The 21,430-nt window shown below is 70.7% G+C and carries 19 protein-coding genes; 7 read left to right on the forward strand and 12 right to left on the reverse strand.

All coding sequences use genetic code 11. From position 1 onward, the window contains the following. Positions 1–170: 170 nt before the first annotated feature. Complete coding sequence (clpB, locus tag ACWC21_RS28475) at positions 171–2,768, reverse strand: ATP-dependent chaperone ClpB (RefSeq protein ID WP_450885937.1); 2,598 nt, start codon at positions 2,766–2,768, stop codon at positions 171–173. A 139-nt stretch (positions 2,769–2,907) separates the two neighbouring features. Here clpB and ACWC21_RS28480 point away from each other — a divergent pair, with 139 nt between their 5' ends. Continuing rightward, entirely contained in the window at positions 2,908–3,321 is a 414-nt protein-coding gene (locus ACWC21_RS28480; RefSeq protein ID WP_388792918.1) for a pyridoxamine 5'-phosphate oxidase family protein, read from the forward strand. Positions 3,322–3,470: 149 nt separating this feature from the next. Here the strand turns inward: ACWC21_RS28480 and ACWC21_RS28485 are convergent, their stop codons facing one another. Together ACWC21_RS28485 and ACWC21_RS28490 are read right to left on the reverse strand one after the other, a co-directional pair. Then, complete coding sequence (locus ACWC21_RS28485; protein ID WP_450885786.1) at positions 3,471–3,806, reverse strand: hypothetical protein; 336 nt, start codon at positions 3,804–3,806, stop codon at positions 3,471–3,473. A gap of 1 nt (position 3,807) precedes the next feature. After that, positions 3,808–4,017, reverse strand: a complete 210-nt coding sequence (locus ACWC21_RS28490; protein ID WP_450885787.1) for a hypothetical protein — start codon at positions 4,015–4,017, stop codon at positions 3,808–3,810. Positions 4,018–4,187: 170 nt separating this feature from the next. Here ACWC21_RS28490 and ACWC21_RS28495 point away from each other — a divergent pair, with 170 nt between their 5' ends. Continuing rightward, a complete protein-coding gene (locus ACWC21_RS28495; RefSeq protein WP_450885789.1) occupies positions 4,188–5,159 on the forward strand; it encodes a helix-turn-helix transcriptional regulator in 972 nt (323 codons plus the stop codon). A gap of 5 nt (positions 5,160–5,164) precedes the next feature. Beyond that, positions 5,165–6,157, forward strand: coding sequence for a LuxR C-terminal-related transcriptional regulator (locus ACWC21_RS28500; protein WP_450885939.1), 993 nt, complete (start codon positions 5,165–5,167; stop codon positions 6,155–6,157). Here ACWC21_RS28500 and ACWC21_RS28505 read toward each other — a convergent pair. From ACWC21_RS28505 to ACWC21_RS28535, 7 genes are all read right to left on the reverse strand, one after another. After that, positions 6,120–7,166, reverse strand: coding sequence for a LuxR C-terminal-related transcriptional regulator (locus tag ACWC21_RS28505; RefSeq protein WP_450885790.1), 1,047 nt, complete (start codon positions 7,164–7,166; stop codon positions 6,120–6,122). The genes ACWC21_RS28500 and ACWC21_RS28505 overlap by 38 nt on opposite strands. 324 nt (positions 7,167–7,490) lie before the next feature. Next, the gene (locus ACWC21_RS28510) at positions 7,491–8,597 is read right to left on the reverse strand and encodes a sugar ABC transporter substrate-binding protein (protein WP_450885792.1); all 1,107 of its coding nucleotides are present in this window, start codon (positions 8,595–8,597) and stop codon (positions 7,491–7,493) included. 420 nt (positions 8,598–9,017) lie between these two features. Continuing rightward, positions 9,018–9,470, reverse strand: a complete 453-nt coding sequence (locus tag ACWC21_RS28515; protein WP_389143869.1) for a heat shock protein transcriptional repressor HspR — start codon at positions 9,468–9,470, stop codon at positions 9,018–9,020. A gap of 5 nt (positions 9,471–9,475) precedes the next feature. Then, positions 9,476–10,651, reverse strand: a complete 1,176-nt coding sequence (gene dnaJ, locus ACWC21_RS28520; protein WP_450885794.1) for a molecular chaperone DnaJ — start codon at positions 10,649–10,651, stop codon at positions 9,476–9,478. Positions 10,652–10,690: 39 nt separating this feature from the next. Continuing rightward, the gene (gene grpE, locus ACWC21_RS28525) at positions 10,691–11,350 is read right to left on the reverse strand and encodes a nucleotide exchange factor GrpE (RefSeq protein ID WP_450885796.1); all 660 of its coding nucleotides are present in this window, start codon (positions 11,348–11,350) and stop codon (positions 10,691–10,693) included. Beyond that, positions 11,347–13,191, reverse strand: coding sequence for a molecular chaperone DnaK (gene dnaK / locus ACWC21_RS28530; RefSeq protein ID WP_450885798.1), 1,845 nt, complete (start codon positions 13,189–13,191; stop codon positions 11,347–11,349). The genes grpE and dnaK overlap by 4 nt, the downstream gene beginning before the upstream one ends. Before the next feature lie 93 nt (positions 13,192–13,284). After that, positions 13,285–14,532 (reverse strand): undecaprenyl/decaprenyl-phosphate alpha-N-acetylglucosaminyl 1-phosphate transferase, encoded by a 1,248-nt coding sequence (locus ACWC21_RS28535; RefSeq protein WP_450885800.1) that lies wholly within the window; start codon positions 14,530–14,532, stop codon positions 13,285–13,287. Positions 14,533–14,762: 230 nt separating this feature from the next. Here ACWC21_RS28535 and ACWC21_RS28540 point away from each other — a divergent pair, with 230 nt between their 5' ends. Beyond that, positions 14,763–17,045: a (Fe-S)-binding protein gene (locus tag ACWC21_RS28540; RefSeq protein WP_450885802.1), complete on the forward strand. Its 2,283-nt coding sequence runs from the start codon at positions 14,763–14,765 to the stop codon at positions 17,043–17,045. 63 nt (positions 17,046–17,108) lie between these two features. On the opposite strand, the gene ACWC21_RS28545 is transcribed toward ACWC21_RS28540, so the two are convergent. Both ACWC21_RS28545 and ACWC21_RS28550 read right to left on the reverse strand, forming a co-directional pair. Beyond that, on the reverse strand, positions 17,109–17,858 hold the full coding sequence (locus ACWC21_RS28545; RefSeq protein WP_450885804.1) for a L,D-transpeptidase: 750 nt from the start codon (positions 17,856–17,858) through the stop codon (positions 17,109–17,111). Next, positions 17,848–18,360: a SigE family RNA polymerase sigma factor gene (locus ACWC21_RS28550; RefSeq protein ID WP_388792892.1), complete on the reverse strand. Its 513-nt coding sequence runs from the start codon at positions 18,358–18,360 to the stop codon at positions 17,848–17,850. Before ACWC21_RS28550 ends, ACWC21_RS28545 begins: the two co-directional genes overlap by 11 nt. A 197-nt stretch (positions 18,361–18,557) precedes the next feature. On the opposite strand from ACWC21_RS28550, the gene ACWC21_RS28555 reads away from it, so the two are divergent. Genes ACWC21_RS28555 through ACWC21_RS28565 form a run of 3 tightly spaced genes read left to right on the forward strand, consistent with a single transcriptional unit; the run spans position 18,558 to position 21,396 of the window. After that, on the forward strand, positions 18,558–19,007 hold the full coding sequence (locus ACWC21_RS28555) for a sigma factor-like helix-turn-helix DNA-binding protein (RefSeq protein ID WP_450885806.1): 450 nt from the start codon (positions 18,558–18,560) through the stop codon (positions 19,005–19,007). Next, entirely contained in the window at positions 19,004–19,687 is a 684-nt protein-coding gene (locus ACWC21_RS28560) for a hypothetical protein (protein ID WP_450885808.1), read from the forward strand. Before ACWC21_RS28555 ends, ACWC21_RS28560 begins: the two co-directional genes overlap by 4 nt. Next, entirely contained in the window at positions 19,675–21,396 is a 1,722-nt protein-coding gene (locus ACWC21_RS28565; RefSeq protein ID WP_450885810.1) for a transglycosylase domain-containing protein, read from the forward strand. Before ACWC21_RS28560 ends, ACWC21_RS28565 begins: the two co-directional genes overlap by 13 nt. Positions 21,397–21,430 lie beyond the last annotated feature (34 nt).

The raw sequence follows: 21,430 nt of genomic DNA on the forward strand, positions 1-21,430 counted from the left end.
TCGATTCGGTCACCGTTGTCCGACGGCCTCATGACGAACCTACGGCAGGCTCGCGGCGAGCGCATGAGCAGAGAGGTGCGGTGGCTGCTGGGGGTGATGTGGCTGGTGTGTCCGGTGTTTCGCCCGGCCGGTGCAGTGCGGTGCACCGGCCGGGCCGGCCACCGCCGTCGTCAGAGCGTCTTGCCGGTCGCCGGGCCCACGATCAGCCCGTCGCCGAAGGCGTCCACGCGGACCGTGTCGCCGTCCTTGACCTCGCCGGACAGGATCTCCTTGGCGAGGCGGTCGCCGATGGCGGTCTGGACCAGGCGGCGCAGCGGACGGGCGCCGTACGCCGGGTCGTTGCCCTCGTCGGCGAGCCAGGCCAGGGCCTCGTCGGTGATCTCCAGGGTGAGGCGCCGCTCGGCGAGCCGCTTGGCGAGCCGGTCGATCTGCAGCCGGGCGATCCGGGCCAGTTCCTCCTTGCTGAGCGCGGAGAAGACGACCAGGTCGTCCAGCCGGTTGAGGAACTCCGGCTTGAAGGAGCTGCGTACCGTCTCCAGCACCTGCTCCTTCTTCTCCGCCTCGCCGAGCACCGGGTCGACCAGGTACTGGCTGCCCAGGTTGGAGGTGAGGACGAGGATGGTGTTGCGGAAGTCGACCGTGCGTCCCTGGCCGTCCGTCAGGCGGCCGTCGTCCAGCACCTGCAGCAGGATGTCGAAGACCTCGGGGTGGGCCTTCTCGACCTCGTCGAGCAGGATCACGCTGTACGGGCGGCGGCGCACCGCCTCCGTCAGCTGGCCGCCCTCCTCGTAGCCGACGTACCCGGGAGGCGCGCCGACGAGCCGGGCCACACTGTGCTTCTCGCTGTACTCCGACATGTCGATGCGGACCATGGCCCGCTCGTCGTCGAAGAGGAACTCCGCGAGCGCCTTGGCCAGTTCGGTCTTGCCGACACCGGTCGGGCCGAGGAAGAGGAAGGACCCGGTGGGCCGGTCGGGGTCGGCGATCCCGGCGCGGCTGCGGCGCACCGCGTCGGAGACGGCCCGTACGGCCTCGGACTGCCCGATGAGCCGCTTGCCGAGCTCGTCCTCCATGCGCAGCAGCTTCTGCGTCTCGCCCTCCATCAGACGGCCGGCGGGGATGCCGGTCCAGGAGGCGACGACGTCGGCGATGTCGTCGGAGCCGACCTCGTCCTTGACCATCGTGTCCTGGGCGGCCTCCTCCTCGGCCTCGGAGGCGGCCTCCAGCTCCTTCTCCAGGGACGGGATCTCTCCGTAGAGCAGCTTGGAGGCGGTGTCGAAGTCGCCGTCGCGCTGGGCGCGTTCGGCCTGTCCACGCAGGTCGTCGAGGCGCTCCTTCAGCTCGCCGACCCGGTTGAGGGACGTCTTCTCCTTCTCCCAGCGGGCGGTCAGACCGCGCAGCTCCTCCTCCTTGTCGGCGAGGTCACGGCGCAGCTTCTCCAGGCGCTCGCGGGAGGCGGGGTCGGTCTCCTTCTCCAGCGCCAGCTCCTCCATCTTCAGCCGGTCGACGGCGCGCTGGAGTTCGTCGATCTCGACGGGCGAGGAGTCGATCTCCATGCGCAGCCGCGAGGCGGCCTCGTCGACGAGGTCGATGGCCTTGTCGGGCAGGAAGCGGGAGGTGATGTAGCGGTCGGAGAGCGTGGCCGCGGCGACCAGGGCGCTGTCCGCGATCTGCACCTTGTGGTGGGCCTCGTAGCGGCCCTTGAGGCCGCGCAGGATGGCGATGGTGTCCTCGACGGTCGGTTCGGAAACCAGCACCTGCTGGAAGCGCCGCTCCAGCGCCGGGTCCTTCTCGATCCGCTCCCGGTACTCGTCGAGCGTGGTGGCGCCGACCATGCGCAGCTCACCGCGGGCGAGCATCGGCTTGAGCATGTTGCCGGCGTCCATGGCGGAGTCGCCGCCGGCGCCCGCGCCCACCACGGTGTGCAGCTCGTCGATGAAGGTGATGATCTGCCCGTCGGAGTCCTTGATCTCCGCGAGGACGGTCTTCAGCCGCTCCTCGAACTCGCCGCGGTACTTGGCGCCCGCGACCATCGCGCCCAGGTCGAGGGCGACCAGCCGCTTGTCCTTGAGGGACTCGGGCACGTCGCCCTTGACGATCCGCTGGGCGAGGCCCTCGACGACGGCGGTCTTGCCGACGCCGGGCTCGCCGATCAGCACCGGGTTGTTCTTGGTGCGGCGGGACAGCACCTGCACGACCCGGCGGATCTCCTGGTCACGCCCGATGACCGGGTCGAGCTTGCCGTCGCGTGCGGCGGCGGTGAAGTCGGTGCCGAACTTCTCCAGGGCCTTGTACTGGCCCTCCGGGTCCGCGGTGGTCACGCGGCGCCCTCCCCTCGCCTTCTGAAAGGCCTCGAGCAGCTTCTTGGCGGTGGCACCCTGTCCCGACAGCACCTCGCCGGCCGCGCCGCCCTTGGCGGCGATGCCGATGAGCAGGTGCTCGGTGGAGAGGTACTCGTCGCCGAGGTCCTTGGCGCGCTCGGTCGCGTCGGCGATCACGGCGAGCAGTTCACGGTTGGGCTGCGGGGGCGCGACGGTGGACCCGGTCACACTGGGCAGCCCGGCCAGCACGCGCTCGACACCGGAGCGCACGGCCGCCTGGTCGGCGTCGACGGCGGCGAGCAGGTCGGTGATGTTCTCGTTGTCCTGCCCCTGGAGCAGAGCCAGCAGCAGATGGGCGGGCGTGAGGTCCGGGTGCCCCTCGGTGACGGCCCGGTTGCTGGCCGCGTTGATCGCGTCCCGGCTCCTGTTGGTCAGCTCGGCGTCCACGTGTCCGTTCTCCTCCTCGGCGTCGGCTCGTCGGCCGTACATCCCACTGCTGACTTAACCAACATACACAAAGTTGAGTCTATTCCACTCAAGGCCACTCGGGTGGAGTCGCCGGGACGTTCGGGCTAGCTTCCGTTCCATGAGTACGTACTCCGTGGATCCGGGTGCCCCGGACGAGCCCTATCTGAGCTTCTGGCGGGAGCGGCACCTGTGCACGCTGACCACCCTGCGCCCCGACGGGAGCCCGCACGTCGTGCCCGTCGGAGTGACCTACGACGCCGGGGCGCGGCTGGCCCGGGTGATCACGAACAAGGCGAGCGCGAAGGCGGCCCACGTGCTGGCCGCGGGGCCGGAGGGCGCCCGGGTCGCCGTGTGCCAGGTGGACGGGCGCCGGTGGGCGACGCTGGAGGGGCGGGCGTACGTCCGCGGCGAGCGGGAGCGGGTGGCGGAGGCGGAGCGGCGCTACGCGGAGCGCTACGAGCGGGTCCCGTCGCCCAATCCGTCACGCGTTGTGATCGAGATAGAGGTGGAGCGAGCCCTGGGACGCGGTTGAGCGCGTTTCGGCCACCCTGAAGGGCCGGGCAAACACACCCATACGAGGAAATGTCCTGGGAAACGACAGCGGCGTCACCGTGTTCAGGTCACGGTGACGCCGCTGCGGGGGGAAGTACCTGCGCGATCTTTTACGACGGGGGAATCGCGTCAGGCACTGCGGGGGGTGGCCGAGATGGTCCTCACGTCCGAGACTCCCGGGTCTGCCAACCGGTGGTCTCGCTGGTCCAGGTTCACAAAGATCATTCCGTAGCGGACGGCGCATCGCACGGGCTGTGGCGCCCCGCGGGGCTTCCGCAGGCACCGGTACGCCCGCACGTCCTCGTCCTCGTCCCGCGTCACGACGACCGGCTCTCCGAAGACGGTCACCATCAGCGAGTCGCCGCTGTGGGGGATGGCGGTGACCAGGTCGATGAAGTGCCAGCCGGAGCGATAGGCGGTGGCCATCTCGCGGCGGAAGGAGCGGTCGTCGGGCGGAGTCGTCACGTCAGCTCCCGGCTCCGCCTGCCGCCGCGCCGGTGTTCACGGCAACCGAGGGCCACTCAGTGATCGCCTGGACCTGGGTCTTGCCGGCCGACGGCCACTCAGTAATCGCCTGAACACCGCTCTTCGCGCCCGACACGCCGCTCAACACCCCCAGGGCCGCGACGGCGGACAAGCCGGCGACGAGCACCGAGCGAAACAGTCTGTTACGCATAGTCGGCTTCATCCTCACTTGAAGGTCCCCTTTTCCCCCGTCAGGTACGACGATGGCTCATTCGGGCACGTGGTGGCCACAGAATCAGTGCATCATGTTCCTGCATGTTCAGGATATTGGGGGGTGGAGATTTAGTGGCGAATCGGCCAAAAGCGGTACATCCCCACGCGATGACCCAGCTGTGTGAAGAAGGCAGCCGCCTCTACACCACCGCTCTCAGTACGGGACGCATCGCCCGCTCGGACACGGACGCCGCCCCCTGCCTGATCGAATTCGCCCTGCTCCACCCCGACCCCGACGATCCGGACTGGCTGCGCCCGGTACCCCCCGCGGTCGCCCTCGCCCAGCGGCTCAACCCCCTTGAACGGGAGATAGCCGAGCACAGGCGCCTGTCCGTCGAACTCACCGAGGCCTTCGAGCCGTTCATGGCGCTCAGCACCGCGGCGACGACGACCAGCGACTCCATCACGGTGCTGGAGGGCAGCGACCGGATCAACGCGGCTCTCAATCTCGCCACCTCCCAGTGCCAGACCGAACTCGTCACGGTACAGCCGTCCGACCGCATCTCCGAGACCAGTCTGCTGCAGGGCCTGGAGCGGGACCGGCCGCTGATCGAACGTGGTGTGAAGATCCGGAGCCTGTATCAGCACACCGCCCGGTACAACCCGGAGAAACTGGCCTACGCCGCACAGCTCTCGGACGGCAAGGTCGAGTACCGCACCATCGACGAACTGGTCGAGCGTCTGATCATCGTCGACGGCACGGTCGCCTTCATCCCGGTCCGCGAGGACCACAAGATCGCCCTGGAACTGCGTCAACCCGGCCTGGTCCGCTATCTCATGAAGGTCTTCGAGTACCTGTGGGACCGGGCCGTTCCGATGAGTGCCGGCGGGCCGTACGAAGTCGACGCCGGGGGGATCACCGAGATCCAGCACTCCATCGCCAAGCTCCTGGTGGAGGGTCATGTCGACGAGGCCATCGCCCGCCGCCTCGGCATGAACGTACGGACCTGCCGCGCCCACATCGCCAAGCTGGCCCAGGCCCTGGGCAGCGGCAGCCGTGCCCAACTGGGCTACCTCATCGCCCAGTCGGGCATCCTCAACAAGAACGGCCCGCTGCCGGAGCCGGACGGCCGCCGGTGAGCGGCATACCGTCGCCGCATCCGGAGCACGGCCCGGAGGAGCTCTGCTGCGCGGGATCGGAACTGTACGCACAAGCCCTGCGGGACGGCGTCGTCCACCGCGCCGACGCCGAACGGGCGCCCTGCCTGCAGGACTTGGGCCTGCTGCAGCCGGCCGTCGCGGACCCGAAACGGCTGGAGCCGGTCGCCCCGACGGTCGCGCTCAACCGCCTCCTGCGCACCTCCCGCTCCCGCATCGCCGACGAACAGCGCCGCGAGGAACGCCTGGTGGAGCTCTTCGATCCGCTGCTGCGCATCGACGCACCGCACTCCGCCGGCGCCGCCACCCCCACCCTGCGCCTCCTCAGCGGCAGCGACCGCATCAACCGCGCCCTCGACGAGGCCATGGCCGAGGGCCGTGAGGAAGTCCTCTGCATCCAGCCGCACACCGGTCTCGGCGGCCCGCGCGGCGACGTCGCGCAGAGCGAGGCCTACGGCCGCGACCAGGCCCTGCTGGACCGCGGCGGCCGCATCCGCACCCTCTACCAGGACACGCTGCGCCACCGGCCCACCATCTACGGCTACAACGAGCAGCTGAAGGGCGACACGGCGGCCCGCAGCCTCGACGAACTGCCCGACCGCCTCGTCGTCGTCGACCGCGCGGTGGCCTTCATCCCCGCGGGCGAGGACGGCACCGGCGCCCTCGCCCTGGAGGTCCGCCACCCCGCACTGGTCAGGTACTTCGTCACCACCTTCGACCGGCTCTGGCACCTGGCCACCCCCATGTACCCGGAAGCCGTCCGCCGCCCGTCCCTCGGCGGCATCACCCCGCGCCAGCGCGCGATCGCCGCCCTCCTGGTCGAGGGGCACACCGACGCGGTCATCGCCGACCGCCTCGGCATGAACGTCCGCACCGCCCGCGTCCACATCGCCAAACTCGCCGCCACCCTGGGCAGCGACAGCCGGGCCCAGCTCGGCTACCTCATCGCACGGTCGGGGATCCTCGACCGGGAAGCCTGACCACGGCCTGCTCCGCCGTGAGCGGCGGCCCGTCCAGCCCCACCTGGGCGATGCGCACCCCCAGCTGGGTACGGCTGGCCGCCCCCAGCGTCTCCGACAGCCGGGCGATGTGGGCCCGGCAGGTGCGGACGCTGATGCCGAGCCGCTCGGCGATCACCGCGTCCTGATGGCCCTCCGCCAGCAGGGCCGCGATGGACTGCTCACGGTGGGAGATGCCCTCGATGCCGGTGTCCGGCAGCGGCGCGGTCAGCGGGATCGCCAGCCGCCACAGTCTTTCGAAAACCGTCACCAGGTATTCGACCAGCGCGGGGTGACGCAGTTCCAGCGCCATCGTGCGGTCGGCGTTGGCGGGGATGAAGGCCACCGTGCGGTCGAAGAGGATCAGCCGGTCGATGACCTCGTCCAGGGTGCGGGCCTCCACCGCGTCACCCATCAGCTCCAGGTAGTTCAGCAGCCCCTGCCCGTGCCGGGCGACATGCGTGTACAGGTCGCGCATGCGCACGCCCCGGCCGCGCAGCGTCAGCGCCCGGTGCAGGCCCTCGGTGAGCTCGGCCTCCCGCCGGATGCCGCCGGGCTGCACGGTCAGCACCTCGGTGGTGCAGGCCTCGGTCGCCTCGTCCATCGCGGCCTGGATCCGGGACAGCCCGTCCAGGACGCGGATGGCGGAGCCCTCCGCCGCGGCGGACGCGTCAGGCCGCACCTGCCGTCCCAGACCGGCGTACCGCTCGAACGCGGACACCGCCGACCCCACCCGTCGCTGGCTCTCCCTGACCTCGTCGTACACCCCGCGCAGCAGCCGGGTCATGACCTCCTGCGGGGAGGTCGGCACCAGCCAGTCCATGTCGTCGGGGTCCGGGTGCAGCAGCGCCAGCTCCAGCAGGCAGGGCACCGGCTCGGCGTCCGTGCGCGCCACGCGGCCCCGCCGTACGGCCCGGGAATACACGCGATCCCCGGCCTCGCACAGTCGGTCGGCACCGTGGGGATGCTCCTCCGTCCCGTGCCCGGCCATCGCCCGTTCCACCCCCGGTTCACAGCCTCTTCCGCAGCGCAACTATGCGCGGCCCCGACCGGGTCCGCAACACGGCTCTCCGCGCCACGACCGACGTAAACCACGGGTATGGCCGGTTATCCACCGGCCTCCGCCCGCCGCACTGCAACAAGCTGATGGTGGTGCCCAACAAGCCACCGGGTGCATCGTGGAACCCGCTCGCTCCGGATGCCGGGGCACCCGGGTGGGGCCCGGGCCGGGCTCCTCGTCCGCCCGGGGCAGCCGCATCGCGCCCACGGGGGTGGCGCGATGCGGCGCCGGCCGGTGCCACGCCGGGGATACCGGCTACTTCAGGCCGATGGCCGCGCAGTCGGACTTGAGCTTGGGCGTGCAGATGTCGCCCACCTTGTAGATGCCGTCCGCGAGGACGGTGCTCTTGATGGTCTTCCGCGTCAGGGCGTTCACCGTGACCAGCTGGGCGGGGATGTCCTTGGTGGTGGGGCTGTCGACCTTGTCCTGGGTGAGGGAGTCGAACTGGATGTCCCGGCCCTGCAGCTTGGCGACGGCCATCTCCGCGGCCGCCTGCGCCAGGTCGGGGTAGGGCTTGTAGACGCTCATGTACTGCTCGCCCGAGACGACCCGCTGGACCGCCGACAGCTCCGCGTCCTGGCCCGTGATGGGCGGCAGGCTGGTGACGCCCGCGTTGTGGAAGGCGTCGACGATGCCACCGGCCATGGCGTCGTTGGCGGAGTAGACCGCGGCGATGTTGTCCTTGCCGATCAGGTTGATCGCCTCGGTCATCTCCTTCTCGGCGTTCTTCGGGTCCCAGGCGGGCGTGTTGTAGCTCTTGGCGATGGTCACCTTGCCGTTGAGCTCGGAGAGCGCGCCCTCCTTGAACTGCGCCGAGTTCGGGTCGGTGGACGAGCCGTTGATCATCACGACCTTGTCGGAGGTGTCGGCCTGCGGGCCCAGCGCCTCGAGCAGGGTGCGGGCCTGCACCTCGCCGACGAGCTCGTTGTCGAAGGAGGCGTACGCGTCGATCGGGCCCTCGGCCAGCCGGTCGTAGGCGATGACCGGGATGCCCGCATCCTTGGCCTTCTTCACGGTGGGGGCGATGCCGTGCGAGTCGACCGCGTCGAGGATGATCAGGTCGACCCTGTCGTCGATCATCTTCTGCATCTGCTTGATCTGCTTGGGCAGGCTCGAACCGGCGTTCTGGTACACCGTCTTGCCCTGCTTCTTGGTGAGCTCGGATATCCGGGCCCGCATGATGGGGTAGTCGAACTCCGCGTACCGCGTGTTCGTCGTCTCCGGCATCAGCACGCCCACCGTGACGTCGTTGCCCTTCGTCGGGCTTGCGTCGCTCGAGTCCCCCGTCGCGTTCAGCATGCCGCAGCCGGCGAGCGAGAGGGTCATCGTGGTGGCGGCCACGGACAGGACGATACGACGCATGCGAGGGCTCACTTCAGGGGTTTCGGGACGCGGCGGCTCCTATGCCACCCAGATGACTGAAAAGCCAACGCGGCGCCCACCACCGGCGTCAAGCGGAATCACTTAACGAGTGCGCAACGCCACGCTCCGCAGCACCTGTGAAGACGGAGCGGAATCGCCTCCAAACGCTCTTTACGGACCCTTCACCCAACGGAAGTTCATGTGCGGGTAAAGATCCGCACAACCAATTCCATAGCTCGCAAGTCGTGATCGACGACGGCACGAACAGCCGCTCGGGCCGTCGGGCCGATCCGATCAGAGGAGCGAACGGTTCCGGCCCGGGTCCCGGCCGGACGTCCACGGCGCGTGCGGTGGCACCGAAGGCGCACGCGCAGGGGCCCGGAGGTTTCTCCTCCGGGCCCCTGCGCGTGTACGGGTGCGTCAGTCCGACGGACCCTGCCGCTTCGGGCGCCAGACCACCAGCGCGCTGGTCTGCTGGACCTCCTGGTACGGGACGAGGTCCCGCCGGTAGGAGGCGTGCACGGCGGCCTCGCGCTGACGCATCGCCGCCGCCGCGCCGTCCAGGGCCGCCTGCATCTCCGCGACGCGGGACTGCAGGGCGGCGACCTGGTTCTCCAGTTCGATGATGCGCTTGATGCCGGCCAGGTTGATGCCCTCGTCCTGCGACAACTGCTGCACCTGACGGAGCAGTTCGATGTCGCGGGCCGAGTAGCGGCGGCCCCGGCCGGGAGTGCGGTCGGGGGAGACCAGCCCCAGGCGGTCGTACTGGCGCAGCGTCTGCGGGTGCAGGCCGGAGAGCTGGGCCGCCACCGAGATGACGTAGACCGGGGTCTCCTCGGTCAGTTCATACGGGTTGCGTCGACGGCCGTCCATCCCACTCAAGCTCCCTTCGCAGCCTCGAACAGCTCAGCCCGCGGATCCTCACCCGCGGTCGCCTCGCGATACGCCTCGAGCGCGTCACGAGCCTTCCCCGACAGATCCTTGGGAACACTCACCTCGACGGTGACCAACAGGTCGCCGCGGGTGCCGTCCTTGCGGACCGCGCCCTTGCCCCGCGCCCGCATGGTGCGGCCGTTGGGCGTGCCCGGCGGCAGCTTCAGCGTGACGGCGGGGCCGCCGAGGGTCGGGACCCGGACCTCGCCGCCGAGGGCGGCCTCGGTGAACGTGACCGGGACGGTGACCGTGAGGTTGTCGCCCTTGCGGCCGAACACCGGGTGCTCACCCACGTGCACCACCACGTACAGGTCGCCCGCCGGCCCGCCCCGCTCGCCGGGCGCGCCCTTGCCGCGCAGCCGGATGCGCTGCCCGTCGGTGACGCCGGCCGGGATGCGGACCTGCATGGTGCGGGACGACTTGGCCCGGCCGCTGCCCTTGCAGTCCGCACAGGGGTGTTCGGCGATCAGGCCGCGGCCCTTGCAGTCGGGGCAGGGGTCGGTGAGGGAGAAGCCTCCCCCGGAACCCCGGGCGACCTGACCGGTGCCGACGCAGGTCGGGCACACGCGCGGTGTGCCGTTCTTGTCGCCGGTGCCCGAACAGGCCTTGCACGGTGCCTGCGAGGACATCCTGAGCGGGACCGTGGCCCCCTCGATGGCCTCCGTGAAGCTCAGCGTGACCTCGGACTCGATGTCCTGGCCGCGCCGGGGCTGGGTGCGCGTGGTGCCCGCACCGCCCCGGTTGAACAGGCCCCCGAAGACGTCACCGATTCCGCCGCCGAAGCTGCCTCCGGTCTGGGCGCCGCCTCCGCCTCCGAAGAGGTCGCCCAGGTCGAAGTTGAACGATCCGCCACCCGCGCCCGGCCCGGGGCGGAAGCCCCCGTTGCCGAAGAGCGCGCGCGCGTCGTCGTACTCCTTGCGCTTCTTGGGGTCACCGAGGACGTCGTTCGCCTCGGAGATCTCCTTGAACCGCTCCTCGGCCTTGGCGTTGCCCTTGTTGGCGTCCGGGTGGTACTCGCGGGCGAGCTTCCGGTACGCCTTCTTGATCTCGGCCTCGGTGGCGTCCTTCGGGACGCCGAGGACCTTGTAGTAGTCCTTCTCGATGAAGTCCTTGGTGCTCATCCCCGACGCCCCTCCTTCCCTGCTTGGTTGGTGTCGACGTCAGCCCTCCTCCGGGCCACCGTTCTCCTTGTCGTCGGCCGCCGGGGTCTCGTCGGCCCCTTCGGCCTTGACCGTCTGCGCGCCGGGCTGCGGCTCGGCCACGGCCACCCGCGCGGGGCGGATGGTGCGCTCGCCGATGCGATACCCGGGCTGCAGAATCGCCACGCACGTCGTCTCGGTGACGTCCGGCGCGTAGCTGTGCATCAGGGCCTCGTGGATCGTCGGGTCGAAGGGCTCGCCCTCCTTGCCGAACTGCTGCAGGCCCATCTTGGCCGCGACGGTCTCCAGCGACTCGGCCACCGACTTGAAACCGCCGACGAGTTCGCCGTGTTCCCGTGCGCGGCCGATGTCGTCCAGCACCGGGAGGAGCTCGGTCAGGAGGTTCGCGATGGCGATCTCCTTGACCGTGATCCGGTCGCGCTCGACGCGGCGGCGGTAGTTCTGGTACTCGGCCTGGAGGCGCTGGAGGTCCGCGGTGCGCTCGCCGAGCGCGGTGCGCACCTGGTCCAGCTGGGCCACCAGACCCGCTGTCTGGCTCGCGTCCCCGGCCGGGGCCGCCTGCTCCTTCGGGGAGGAGGCGGCCTTCGGCTCGGCGTCTTCAGGGGTGGCGCCGGAGGGGACGTCGGGCTTCTCGTCGAAGCCCGGGGTCTCCTCCGTCACGCGGCACCGTCCTTGCGCTCGTCGTCCACGATCTCGGCGTCCACGACGTCGTCGTCGGCCTTGGCCTCACCGGCACCGGCGGACTCGCCACCGGCGGCCTGCGCGGCCTGGGCGTCGGCGTACATGGCCTGGCCCAGCTTCTGGGAGACCGCCGCGACCTTCTCCGTGGCGTTGCGGATCTCGGCGGTGTCCTCGCCCTTGAGGGCTTCCTTCAGCTCGCCGATGGCGCCCTCGACCTCGGTCTTGATCTCGCCCGGGACCTTGTCCTCGTTGTCCTTGAGGAACTTCTCGGTCTGGTAGACGAGCTGCTCGCCCTGGTTGCGCGACTCGGCGGCCTCGCGGCGCTTGTGGTCCTCCTCCGCGTAGCGCTCGGCCTCCTCGCGCATGCGGTCGACCTCGTCCTTCGGGAGCGAGGAGCCGCCGGTGACGGTCATCTTCTGCTCCTTGCCGGTGCCGAGGTCCTTCGCCGTGACGTGCATGATGCCGTTGGCGTCGATGTCGAAGGAGACCTCGATCTGCGGGACGCCGCGCGGCGCCGGCGGCAGACCGGTCAGCTCGAACATGCCGAGCTTCTTGTTGTAGGCCGCGATCTCGCGCTCGCCCTGGTAGACCTGGATCTGCACGGACGGCTGGTTGTCCTCGGCCGTCGTGAAGATCTCGGAGCGCTTGGTCGGGATCGTGGTGTTGCGCTCGATCAGCTTGGTCATGATGCCGCCCTTGGTCTCGATACCGAGGGACAGCGGGGTGACGTCGAGCAGCAGGACGTCCTTGACCTCGCCCTTGAGGACACCGGCCTGGAGCGAGGCGCCGATGGCGACGACCTCGTCCGGGTTCACGCCCTTGTTGGCCTCCTTGCCGCCGGTCAGCTCCTTGACGAGCTCGGCGACGGCGGGCATGCGGGTGGAGCCACCGACGAGGACGACGTGGTCGATCTCGTTGATGGAGATGCCGGCGTCCTTGATGACGTTGTGGAACGGCGTCTTGCAGCGCTCCAACAGGTCGGCCGTCAGCTGCTGGAACTGGGCGCGGGTGAGCTTCTCGTCCAGGTGCAGCGGGCCCTCGGCGGACGCGGTGATGTAGGGCAGGTTGATCGAGGTCTCGGTGGACGAGGACAGCTCGATCTTCGCCTTCTCGGCGGCCTCGCGGAGGCGCTGGAGGGCCATCTTGTCCTTGGCCAGGTCCACGCCGTGACCGGACTTGAACTGCTGCACCAGGTAGTCGACGACGCGCTGGTCCCAGTCGTCACCACCGAGGTGGTTGTCACCGTTGGTGGCCTTCACCTCGACGACGCCGTCGCCGATCTCCAGCAGGGACACGTCGAAGGTGCCGCCACCGAGGTCGAAGACGAGGATCGTCTGGTCGTCCTTGTCCAGGCCGTAGGCGAGCGCGGCCGCGGTGGGCTCGTTGACGATGCGCAGGACGTTCAGACCGGCGATCTCGCCGGCCTCCTTGGTCGCCTGGCGCTCGGAGTCGTTGAAGTACGCCGGGACGGTGATGACCGCGTCGGTCACCTTCTCGCCCAGGTAGGACTCGGCGTCGCGCTTCAGCTTCTGCAGGATGAAGGCGGAGATCTGCTGCGGGTTGAAGGGCTTCCCGTCGAGCTCCATCTTCCAGTCGGTGCCCATGTGGCGCTTCACCGAGCGGATGGTCCGGTCCACGTTCGTGACCGCCTGGCGCTTGGCGACCTCGCCCACCAGCACCTCGCCGTTCTTGGCGAAGGCGACGACGGACGGCGTGGTCCTGGCACCCTCGGCGTTGGTGATGACGGTGGGCTCGCCGCCCTCCAGAACGCTGACGACGGAGTTAGTCGTGCCCAGGTCGATGCCGACCGCACGTGCCATGGTGATTCCTCCAGCTGACTTGAGTGGAACAGGCTCAAGTGTGCATGAGGCGGGCCGCTGGGTCAACAGACATGAGTCGAGTGGACTCAAGTCTTATCCGTTCCTTACGCGCAACCGGCCTGTGACCTGCGCGGACACCGGGCCGGAGTCCCGTGTGGAGGTCTGCGCGGGCGGCCTGGAGCAGGCCTGAACGGGTGACCTGGGTGAGGTCTGGGCCGGTGTCCGGGTGAAGGTCTGAACGGGTGTCCGGGTGGAGGTCGGGGCGGGTGTCCGGGTGGAGGTCGGGGCGGGCGTCCTGGTGGAGGTCCGGGCGGGCGCCCCGGTGAGGGTCCGGGTCGCCGTCCGGGTGCCGGTCTGTGCGGGTGCCCGGCGGCGGGCCCCGTACACGGGGACGCGCAGCAGCCCGAGTACGACCACCGACGCCCCGCCGACCACCCACAGCACGGCCGGCTCCCCCGCCCACCCGCTGTGCACCAGCACACCGGCCAGTACCGCCGCGAAGGCACCGGCCCCCAGCAGCGCGGTGACCACGGGCGGAGTGGGCCCGAGCCGCCGCAGCCGGTGGGCGAGGTGGTCGGGTCCGCCGCGCAGCAGCGGGCGGCCGGCCATCAGCCGGGAGACGGCCACGAGGACCACGTCCGCGGTGGCGACCGCGGTGAGCGGGAAGAGCACCCGGGCGCTGGACGCGAGCGGGTATCCCGCCCGGGCGAACACGGCGGCGGCGGCGAGCAGGAACCCGGTGAACAGCGACCCGCAGGCCCCCAGCCCGATCCGGGCCGGCGGCCAGTTGTGCATGAGGAACCCGGTCAGGGCGGCGGCCAGCACGCTCAGCAGCACCGCGAGCCCGTCCATCACCTCGGCCGCCGCGCAGGCGCCCGCCCCGAAGGCGGTGACCACCCCGACCGTACCCGCGAGCCCGTCGGCGTGGTCGAGGGCCCGGAAGGCCAGCGCGACGAAGGCGATCCAGGCGACCGCGAGCAGCCCGGCGGGCAGCCCCGTCTCCTCGTACGGCACCACACAGGCCGCCGCCACCGCCGTGCCGCCGACCAGCACCCGCGCCCGCAGCCGCCACACGTCGGCGGCCAGTCCGAGCGCGGCGACACCCACCCCGGCGACCAGCAGCCGCGCCACCCCGTCCCCGAGGGGCGCGACCCGCGTCCACTGCCCCGTTCCGGCGACGAGACAGGTGACGGCCACGACGGCCAGCCCCCCGAACAGCGGCACCGGGCGCTGGCGCCGCCGGTCGACGATCCCGGCCCGCAGGACGGGCCCCCGGAGCAGCGCCGCGAGCACGGCGGTCAGGAGGAAGGCGGCGGTGGCGGCGATGATCCCATAGAGCACGGCTCTAAATTAGGCCCGAAAGTAACAATTGTGGATGAATAACACGATCGGATTGCCCGGCGGACGACACCCGCACCCACCCGCGCCCCCGCCCAGGCACACCTCAGCGACCCATATCACCCCGCACCCGGCTGCATCCCGACGGAAGATGGGGGTAGTCTCAGACGGACTGCATAAGTTACCGCTTAGTAATGTCGCTCGGTTAATTCGAGGCCGCCTCAGGAGCCCCAATGCAACTCGCCGCGATCATCGTGTCGCTGGTCCTGATCGTGGTCGGCGTGGCACTGTTCGGCCGCGCCCTCCTGCAGATCTACAACTTCATGCGGCTGGGCCAGCCGGTGCCGGCCGGCACCCGGACCAACGATCCCACACAGCGCACCCTCACCGTGGCCAAGGAGTTCGTCGGCCACACCCGGATGAACCGGTGGGGTGTCATCGGGGTGGCGCACTGGTTCGTGGCGGTCGGCTTCCTCACCCTGCTGCTGACGATCGTCAACGCGTTCGGCCAGCTGTTCAAGGCCGAGTGGCTCCTGCCGGTCCTCGGCGACTGGGCGCCGTACAACATGTACGTCGAGTTCATCGGCACGATGACGGTGCTCGGCATCCTCGTACTGATCGTCGTCCGCCAGCTGAGCCACCCGCGCAAGCCGGGCCGCAAGTCCCGCTTCGCCGGCTCCAACTTCGGCCAGGCGTACTTCGTCGAGGCGGTCATCCTCGTCGTCGGCGTCTGCATCTTCATGCTGCACGCCCTGGAGGGCGCCCAGCACCACGTGGACGGCTACGAGGCCTCGTTCTTCATCTCGTACCCGGTGGTGCACTGGCTGGAAGGCATGGACGTCTCCACGCTCCAGAACCTCACCTACTTCTTCGCCGGCCTGAAGATCGCGACCTCCTTCATCTGGATGATCGTGGTCGCCCTGAAGACCGACATGGGCGTCGCCTGGCACCGCTTCCTCGCGTTCCCGAACATCTGGTTCAAGCGCAACGCGACCGGCGAGACCTCCCTCGGCGCCCTGCTCCCGATGACGTCCGGCGGCAAGCCGATCAACTTCGAGGACCCGGGCGACGACGACGTGTTCGGCGTCTCGCAGGTCGAGCAGTTCTCCTGGAAGGGCCTGCTGGACTTCTCCACCTGCACCGAGTGCGGCCGCTGCCAGTCGCAGTGCCCCGCCTGGAACACCGGCAAGCCGCTCTCCCCGAAGCTGCTGATCATGTCCCTGCGGGACCACGCCCACGCCAAGGCGCCCTACCTGCTCGCGGGTGGCGGCAAGACCATGGAGGGCGAGGAGAAGGCGTCCGAGGAGCAGCTGGCGGGCGTTCCCGCCGCCGCCCTCGCGGAGGCCGAGCGGCCGCTGATCGGCACCGCGGAAGAGAACGGCGTCATCGACCCCGACGTCCTGTGGTCCTGCACCACCTGCGGCGCCTGCGTCGAGCAGTGCCCCGTCGACATCGAGCACGTCGACCACATCGTCGACATGCGCCGCTACCAGGTGATGATCGAGAGCGCCTTCCCGTCCGAGGCGGGCACGATGCTCAAGAACCTGGAGAAGAAGGGCAACCCCTGGGGCCTGGCCAAGAAGCAGCGCCTGGAGTGGCTCAAGGAGGTCGACTTCGAGGTCCCGGTCGTCGGCAAGGACATCGAGGACCTCACCGAGGTCGAGTACCTGTACTGGGTCGGCTGCGCCGGCGCCCTCGAGGACCGCGCCAAGAAGACCACGAAGGCCTTCGCCGAGCTGCTCCACATCGCGGGCGTCAAGTTCGCGATCATGGGCGGCGACGAGAAGTGCACGGGTGACTCGGCGCGGAGGCTGGGCAACGAGCCCCTGTTCCAGGAGCTCGGCATGGAGAACGTGATGGCCCTGAACACGGCGTTCGGCGAGGAGCTGGACGACGAGGGCAAGGTCACGGCCGAGTCGAAGAAGCCGAAGTCGGCGAAGAAGATCGTCGCCACCTGCCCGCACTGCCTCAACACCCTCGGCAACGAGTACCCGCAGCTCGGCGGCGACTACGAGGTCATCCACCACACCCAGCTGCTCCAGCACCTGGTGGACGAGGGCAAGCTGGTCCCGGTGACCCCGGTCGAGGGCATCATCACCTACCACGACCCGTGCTACCTGGGCCGCCACAACAAGATCTACACGCCCCCGCGCGAGATCATCGGCAAGGTCCCGGGCCTGCGCAACGAGGAGATGCACCGCCACAAGGAGCGCGGCTTCTGCTGCGGCGCCGGCGGCGCGCGGATGTGGATGGAGGAGCGGATCGGCAAGCGCATCAACAACGAGCGTGTCGACGAGGCCCTCTCCCTCAACCCGGACATCGTCTCCACGGCCTGCCCGTTCTGCCTCGTCATGCTCACGGACTCCGTGAACGGCAAGAAGAACGATGGCAAGGCCAAGGAGTCCATCCAGGTCGTGGACGTCGCCCAGCTCCTCCTCGACTCCGTCAAGACGCCTGGCGACCCGGCCGGCGAGGCCGAGACGCAGAGCGAGCCGGAGCCGGAGCCGGTGAAGTAACCGCGCCGACCGGTACCGCCGATGCCCCCTCGCCCCGTTCGGGCGAGGGGGCATCGGCGTACGTCAGGAGGCGGAGACGGAGGAGCTCGGTGTCACGGCCGGGGCGGAGTCGGGAAAGGTCGGTGTCCCGCCCGGGGCCGGCTCGGCCGCTGTCGCGTTCACGACGTCGACCACCGCCCCGGTCCGCAGGCGCCCGTACAGCCACTTCGCGTCGGAGAGCCGCAGGCCGATCCAGCCCGAGGTGACGTCGTACTTGCCGGGGGCCTTCTCGTCGTAGGGCACGGCGGCGATGAAGGTCGCCGTGCCGTCCTCCGCCCGCAGACCGATCACCCACGGGAGCTTGTAGCTGCCTGTGGATCCCCCGGCGACCACTTCGCCGCCCGCCACCTTCACGTCGGTCATGGACGTGACGGTCATCCGCCCGGTCGGGGTCGGTGTCTTCGGAAGGCCGCAGGTGATCGGCAGCCTGCGCCCGCCGGCGACGAGGTACCGCGCCGAGAGGTTCACCGTCACGTCGGCCGCCGCCCGCTGGGTCGGCGAGCTGATCGCCGTGCGGGTCTGCCGCGGGGCAGGCTGCGCGCTGGTCCGGCCGGCGGCCGGCGAGGACTCCGGCCCGGCGTCCGGACCGCCCAGGTTCAGCACCAGTGTGAACGCCACCGCGACCGCGGCGGCCGCTCCGGCGACCACGGTGGCGGTACGTCGGCGACGGCGGCGCGACTGGGCCAGACGGCGGATGTCCGCGCCCGACGCGGTCGGCAACCTCTGCCCCGACTCGGCCAGTTGACGCAGGCCGGTGGTGAGGTCATCGGACACGGTCGTCCTCCCTCTCCCCGTCACCGCTGCCGAGTTCCCGCGCCAGCGCCGCCCGGCCGCGGGACAGCCGGGCCTTGACCGTCCCCACGGGGGCCCCGGTCTCGGAGGCTACCTGCTCCACACTCAGGTCGCACAGATGGTGCAGGACCACCGCCATCCGCTGCGCCTCGGGCAGCCGCCGCAACGCCGCGACCAGATCGGCGAGATGAGCCTGCCCCGACTCGGGCCCCGGCGTGTACTCCGGCGGCGGGGTACGGCGCACCAGCTCCAGCCACCGCTTGGCCCGCCGCCAGCGGCTCACCGCCAGCCGCATCGCCACCGTCCGGACCCAGGCCTCGGGCGCCCCGTCCGCCAGGAACTCCCGGCGCCGGTCCCAGGCCCGTACGAACGCGTCCTGCACCACGTCCTGCGCCTCGCCGTGGTCCCCGGTGAAGGCGTAGAGCTGGCCGGTCAGCCGGGGGAACGCGGCGGCGTAGAAAGCGTCGAACTCCTCCTCCGTCATGCCCCCGCCTCTTCCTCCGTCATACCCCCGCCACGAGTTCTCAGATGTCCCGTGCAACCCGGCGGTCACTGCCGTGCGTACAGGTCCCGTACGTCGCACATCGAAACACACCGCAGGAGGAAAACGATGACCCGCAGAGACAACTCCCCCCGTGCCGCAGTCTTTTGGGCCGTCCGCCCACCGGTCGTGCCGCTGACGTGACCCCCCGACCCCCTTCCCCGCGCGAGGACTTCGCGGCCTACGCCGACCGCGCCTGGCCCCGCCTGTACCGCACCGCCCACCTGCTGACCGGCGATCCGCGGGCGGCCCGGGAACTGGCGCGCACGACGCTGGCCGACACCTACGCCCGCCGACGGCGGATGCCGCGCGACGACGCCGACTTCTACGTCCGGCGGACACTGGTCCGCCGGTATCTGCGCCACGCCCGCCGCCTCACCCGCGGTGCCGGCGAACGGCCGCTGCTCTTCCAGGCGCTCGGACGCCTGGGCCGACGGCAGCGGGTGGTGCTGGTGCTGCGCCACGGCGAGCACCTGGCCGAGGCGGAGATCGCCGAGGTGCTGGGCTGTTCGGTCGGCGCGGTCAGGTCGTACGCGCGGCGCGGCCTTTCTGCTCTCGGCCCCCTGCCGGTGTCAGGAGTCGGCCGGTGAACCGTACCCAGGCCCGCGAGGCACGCGAGGCACACGAACGCGAGGTACGCGAGGCGTTCGCCGAGGCGGCGCGCGAAGCCGACCCGCCGCCCCTGCCGCTGGCCGAGATCGAACACGAGGGCCGCGCCCGCCGTCGCAGACGCCTTGCCACGGCACTGCTCACCGTCTGCCTGCTGGTGCTCGCCCCGCTCGGCTACCTCGCCTCGCACACCCTGGTCACGACCTCGTCGTCCGGCTCGACGTCGCCCTCGGACCCCACTCCGGCCGGGACCGTGCGCGTGGTCGCCTCGGGTGAACGCGTGCGCCCCCTGCACGGCGTGGAGTTGTGGCTGGCGAAGGACGGGGTGCACTGGTCGACGGCATGGGGACCGGGCTGGTCCCAGCCGGTCGGCGGGCGTGCGGCGCACGGTCCCGCCGTCACCCTGCACCTGGAGGGGAGCGGCGACCGCGCCGTCCTGTCCGGCACCTACCAGGGTGACCGGCCGGCCGCGCGGGTGGAGGTGACCACGCCGTCCGGCGCGACACACGGCACGCTGCTCACGCTGGCGGGTGCCCGGGGCTGGAGCGCGTGGTACGCGACCCTCCAAGCCGGCCGAGTGAAGCGGGAGTTCGAGAAGTTGCAGGTGACGGTGTACGACGCGCGGGGCGTGGCGCTGGCGAGGAGCGGATGGAACTCGTGACCGACATGACGGACGTACCGGAACTGACCGGAACCACGGGCCCGGGGACCACGGCCCAGCAGGCCCCGCCGGGTCCGACTGCCCCGGAATCCGGCCCGGACCCCGACCCGGACCCGTCGAAGCGCGTACGCCGACAGCGGCGCCGGCTGCCCCGGCGGGTCCGCAGCCGTCGGCGCCGGGGCCGTTGGATCCGGCGGGGCCTGATCGCCCTGCTCACCCTCGTCCTGGCGCTGTGCGGTGCGGTCGTCGTCGCGTACCAACTGACCGTCATCCCGAAGCCGCATCCGGAGACCGTGGTCCAGAGCACGGTGTTCGTGGACGCGAGCGGGGAGTACCTGGGCCGGCGAGGCCCTGTGGACCGGCAGGACGTGAAGCTCTCCCAGGTTCCCCGGCAGGTGCAGGACGCGGTGATCGCCGCCGAGAACCGCTCGTTCCGCACGGACTCGGGTGTCTCGCCGACCGCCGTCGTACGGGCGGCGGTGTCCACGCTGAGCGGCGGCGAACGGCAGGGCGGCTCCACGATCACCCAGCAGTACGTGAAGAACGCGCTGCTCAGCCCCGAGCAGTCGCTCACCCGCAAGGCCCGCGAGGCGCTGATCGCCGTCAAGCTGGACCGTACCCGCTCCAAGGAGTCGATCCTCGAGGGCTACCTCAACACCGTGTACTTCGGCCGGGGCGCGGCCGGCATCCAGTCGGCGGCGCGCAACTACTTCGGCGTGGACGCGAAGGACCTGACGCTCTCGCAGGGCGCGGCACTGGCGGCCATCATCAACCTGCCGTCGTACTACGAGCGGGCCGGCGCGGACGCCAAGGTGACGGCGACCCTGCACAAGCGGTGGGACTGGGTCCTCGGCGGGATGCTGGGCGCGGGCACGATCACCGCGAAGGACCGTGCCCAGGCGGTCTTCCCGGCCTTCCGCTTCTACCCGCCGGGCGACACGGACGGCCAGCGGCAGTACCTCATCGACGTGGCGGCGGCCGAGGCGGCGAAACGGCTCGGCATCTCCCAGGACGAGCTGGCCCGGGGCGGGTACACGGTGCGTACGACGTTCGACGTGACCGCACAGGACGCGACGGCCGACCGGGTGGGCGACGCGCCGCCGGCCGCCAAGGGGACGCGACTGCACACGGCCGTGGTGGCGATGGTCCCCGGGGACGGCGCGGTCCGGGTGCTGTACGGGGGCGCCCGGTACGCGAAGCAGCCGTTCAACGACGCGGTGTCCGGTGCGGTGGAGGCGGGCACGGCGCTGACAGCACTCAAGAAGTGGGGCCTCGACGCCCCGGCGGCTTCCCTCGTCCGTACCGCCACGCCCTCCCCGCTGCGGCTGGCGTCGGCGTACGCGGCGGTCGCGGCGGGGGCCACGTACGCGAAGCCGTACACGGTCGCGAAGATCACCCGCGGCGGCCACACCCTCTACACGGCCCACCCCGACACCCGCCGGCTCCTCCCGGCAGGTGTGGCCGAACCCGTGGCGAAGGCCCCGGCCGACGCCTTCCTGCGCTCCTTCACCGGCGGCGCGGGCACCGGCCCCGGCACGCGCACGGTCTGGCACACGGAGTCCGACGACCACCTCTCCGTCACGGTCGCCCTGTTCGCCGAACACCCGGCGAAGGGCAGACACCCGGCGACCCCCGCACGGCTCTCCGGCGACCCGGAGGAGTTCGCGCAGACGGTCGCGGGGACGGCCAGGACAGGCCGGGCGGGCTGAGGTGGGACAACAACCGTCAGAGCAAAGGGGGAAG

The sequence above is a fragment of the Streptomyces sp. NPDC001348 genome (assembly GCF_053597535.1).

Coding starts and splice junctions, on each gene's coding strand:
- dnaJ (WP_450885794.1), bottom strand. CDS start 10,651: ATGAGCACCAAGGACTTCATCGAGAAGGACTACTACAAGGTCCTCGGC.
- ACWC21_RS28510 (WP_450885792.1), bottom strand. CDS start 8,597: ATGCGTCGTATCGTCCTGTCCGTGGCCGCCACCACGATGACCCTCTCG.
- ACWC21_RS28540 (WP_450885802.1), top strand. CDS start 14,763: ATGCAACTCGCCGCGATCATCGTGTCGCTGGTCCTGATCGTGGTCGGC.
- ACWC21_RS28495 (WP_450885789.1), top strand. CDS start 4,188: ATGACCCAGCTGTGTGAAGAAGGCAGCCGCCTCTACACCACCGCTCTC.
- ACWC21_RS28550 (WP_388792892.1), bottom strand. CDS start 18,360: ATGACGGAGGAGGAGTTCGACGCTTTCTACGCCGCCGCGTTCCCCCGG.
- ACWC21_RS28515 (WP_389143869.1), bottom strand. CDS start 9,470: ATGGACGGCCGTCGACGCAACCCGTATGAACTGACCGAGGAGACCCCG.
- ACWC21_RS28505 (WP_450885790.1), bottom strand. CDS start 7,166: ATGGCCGGGCACGGGACGGAGGAGCATCCCCACGGTGCCGACCGACTG.
- ACWC21_RS28490 (WP_450885787.1), bottom strand. CDS start 4,017: ATGCGTAACAGACTGTTTCGCTCGGTGCTCGTCGCCGGCTTGTCCGCC.
- ACWC21_RS28565 (WP_450885810.1), top strand. CDS start 19,675: ATGGAACTCGTGACCGACATGACGGACGTACCGGAACTGACCGGAACC.
- ACWC21_RS28480 (WP_388792918.1), top strand. CDS start 2,908: ATGAGTACGTACTCCGTGGATCCGGGTGCCCCGGACGAGCCCTATCTG.
- dnaK (WP_450885798.1), bottom strand. CDS start 13,191: ATGGCACGTGCGGTCGGCATCGACCTGGGCACGACTAACTCCGTCGTC.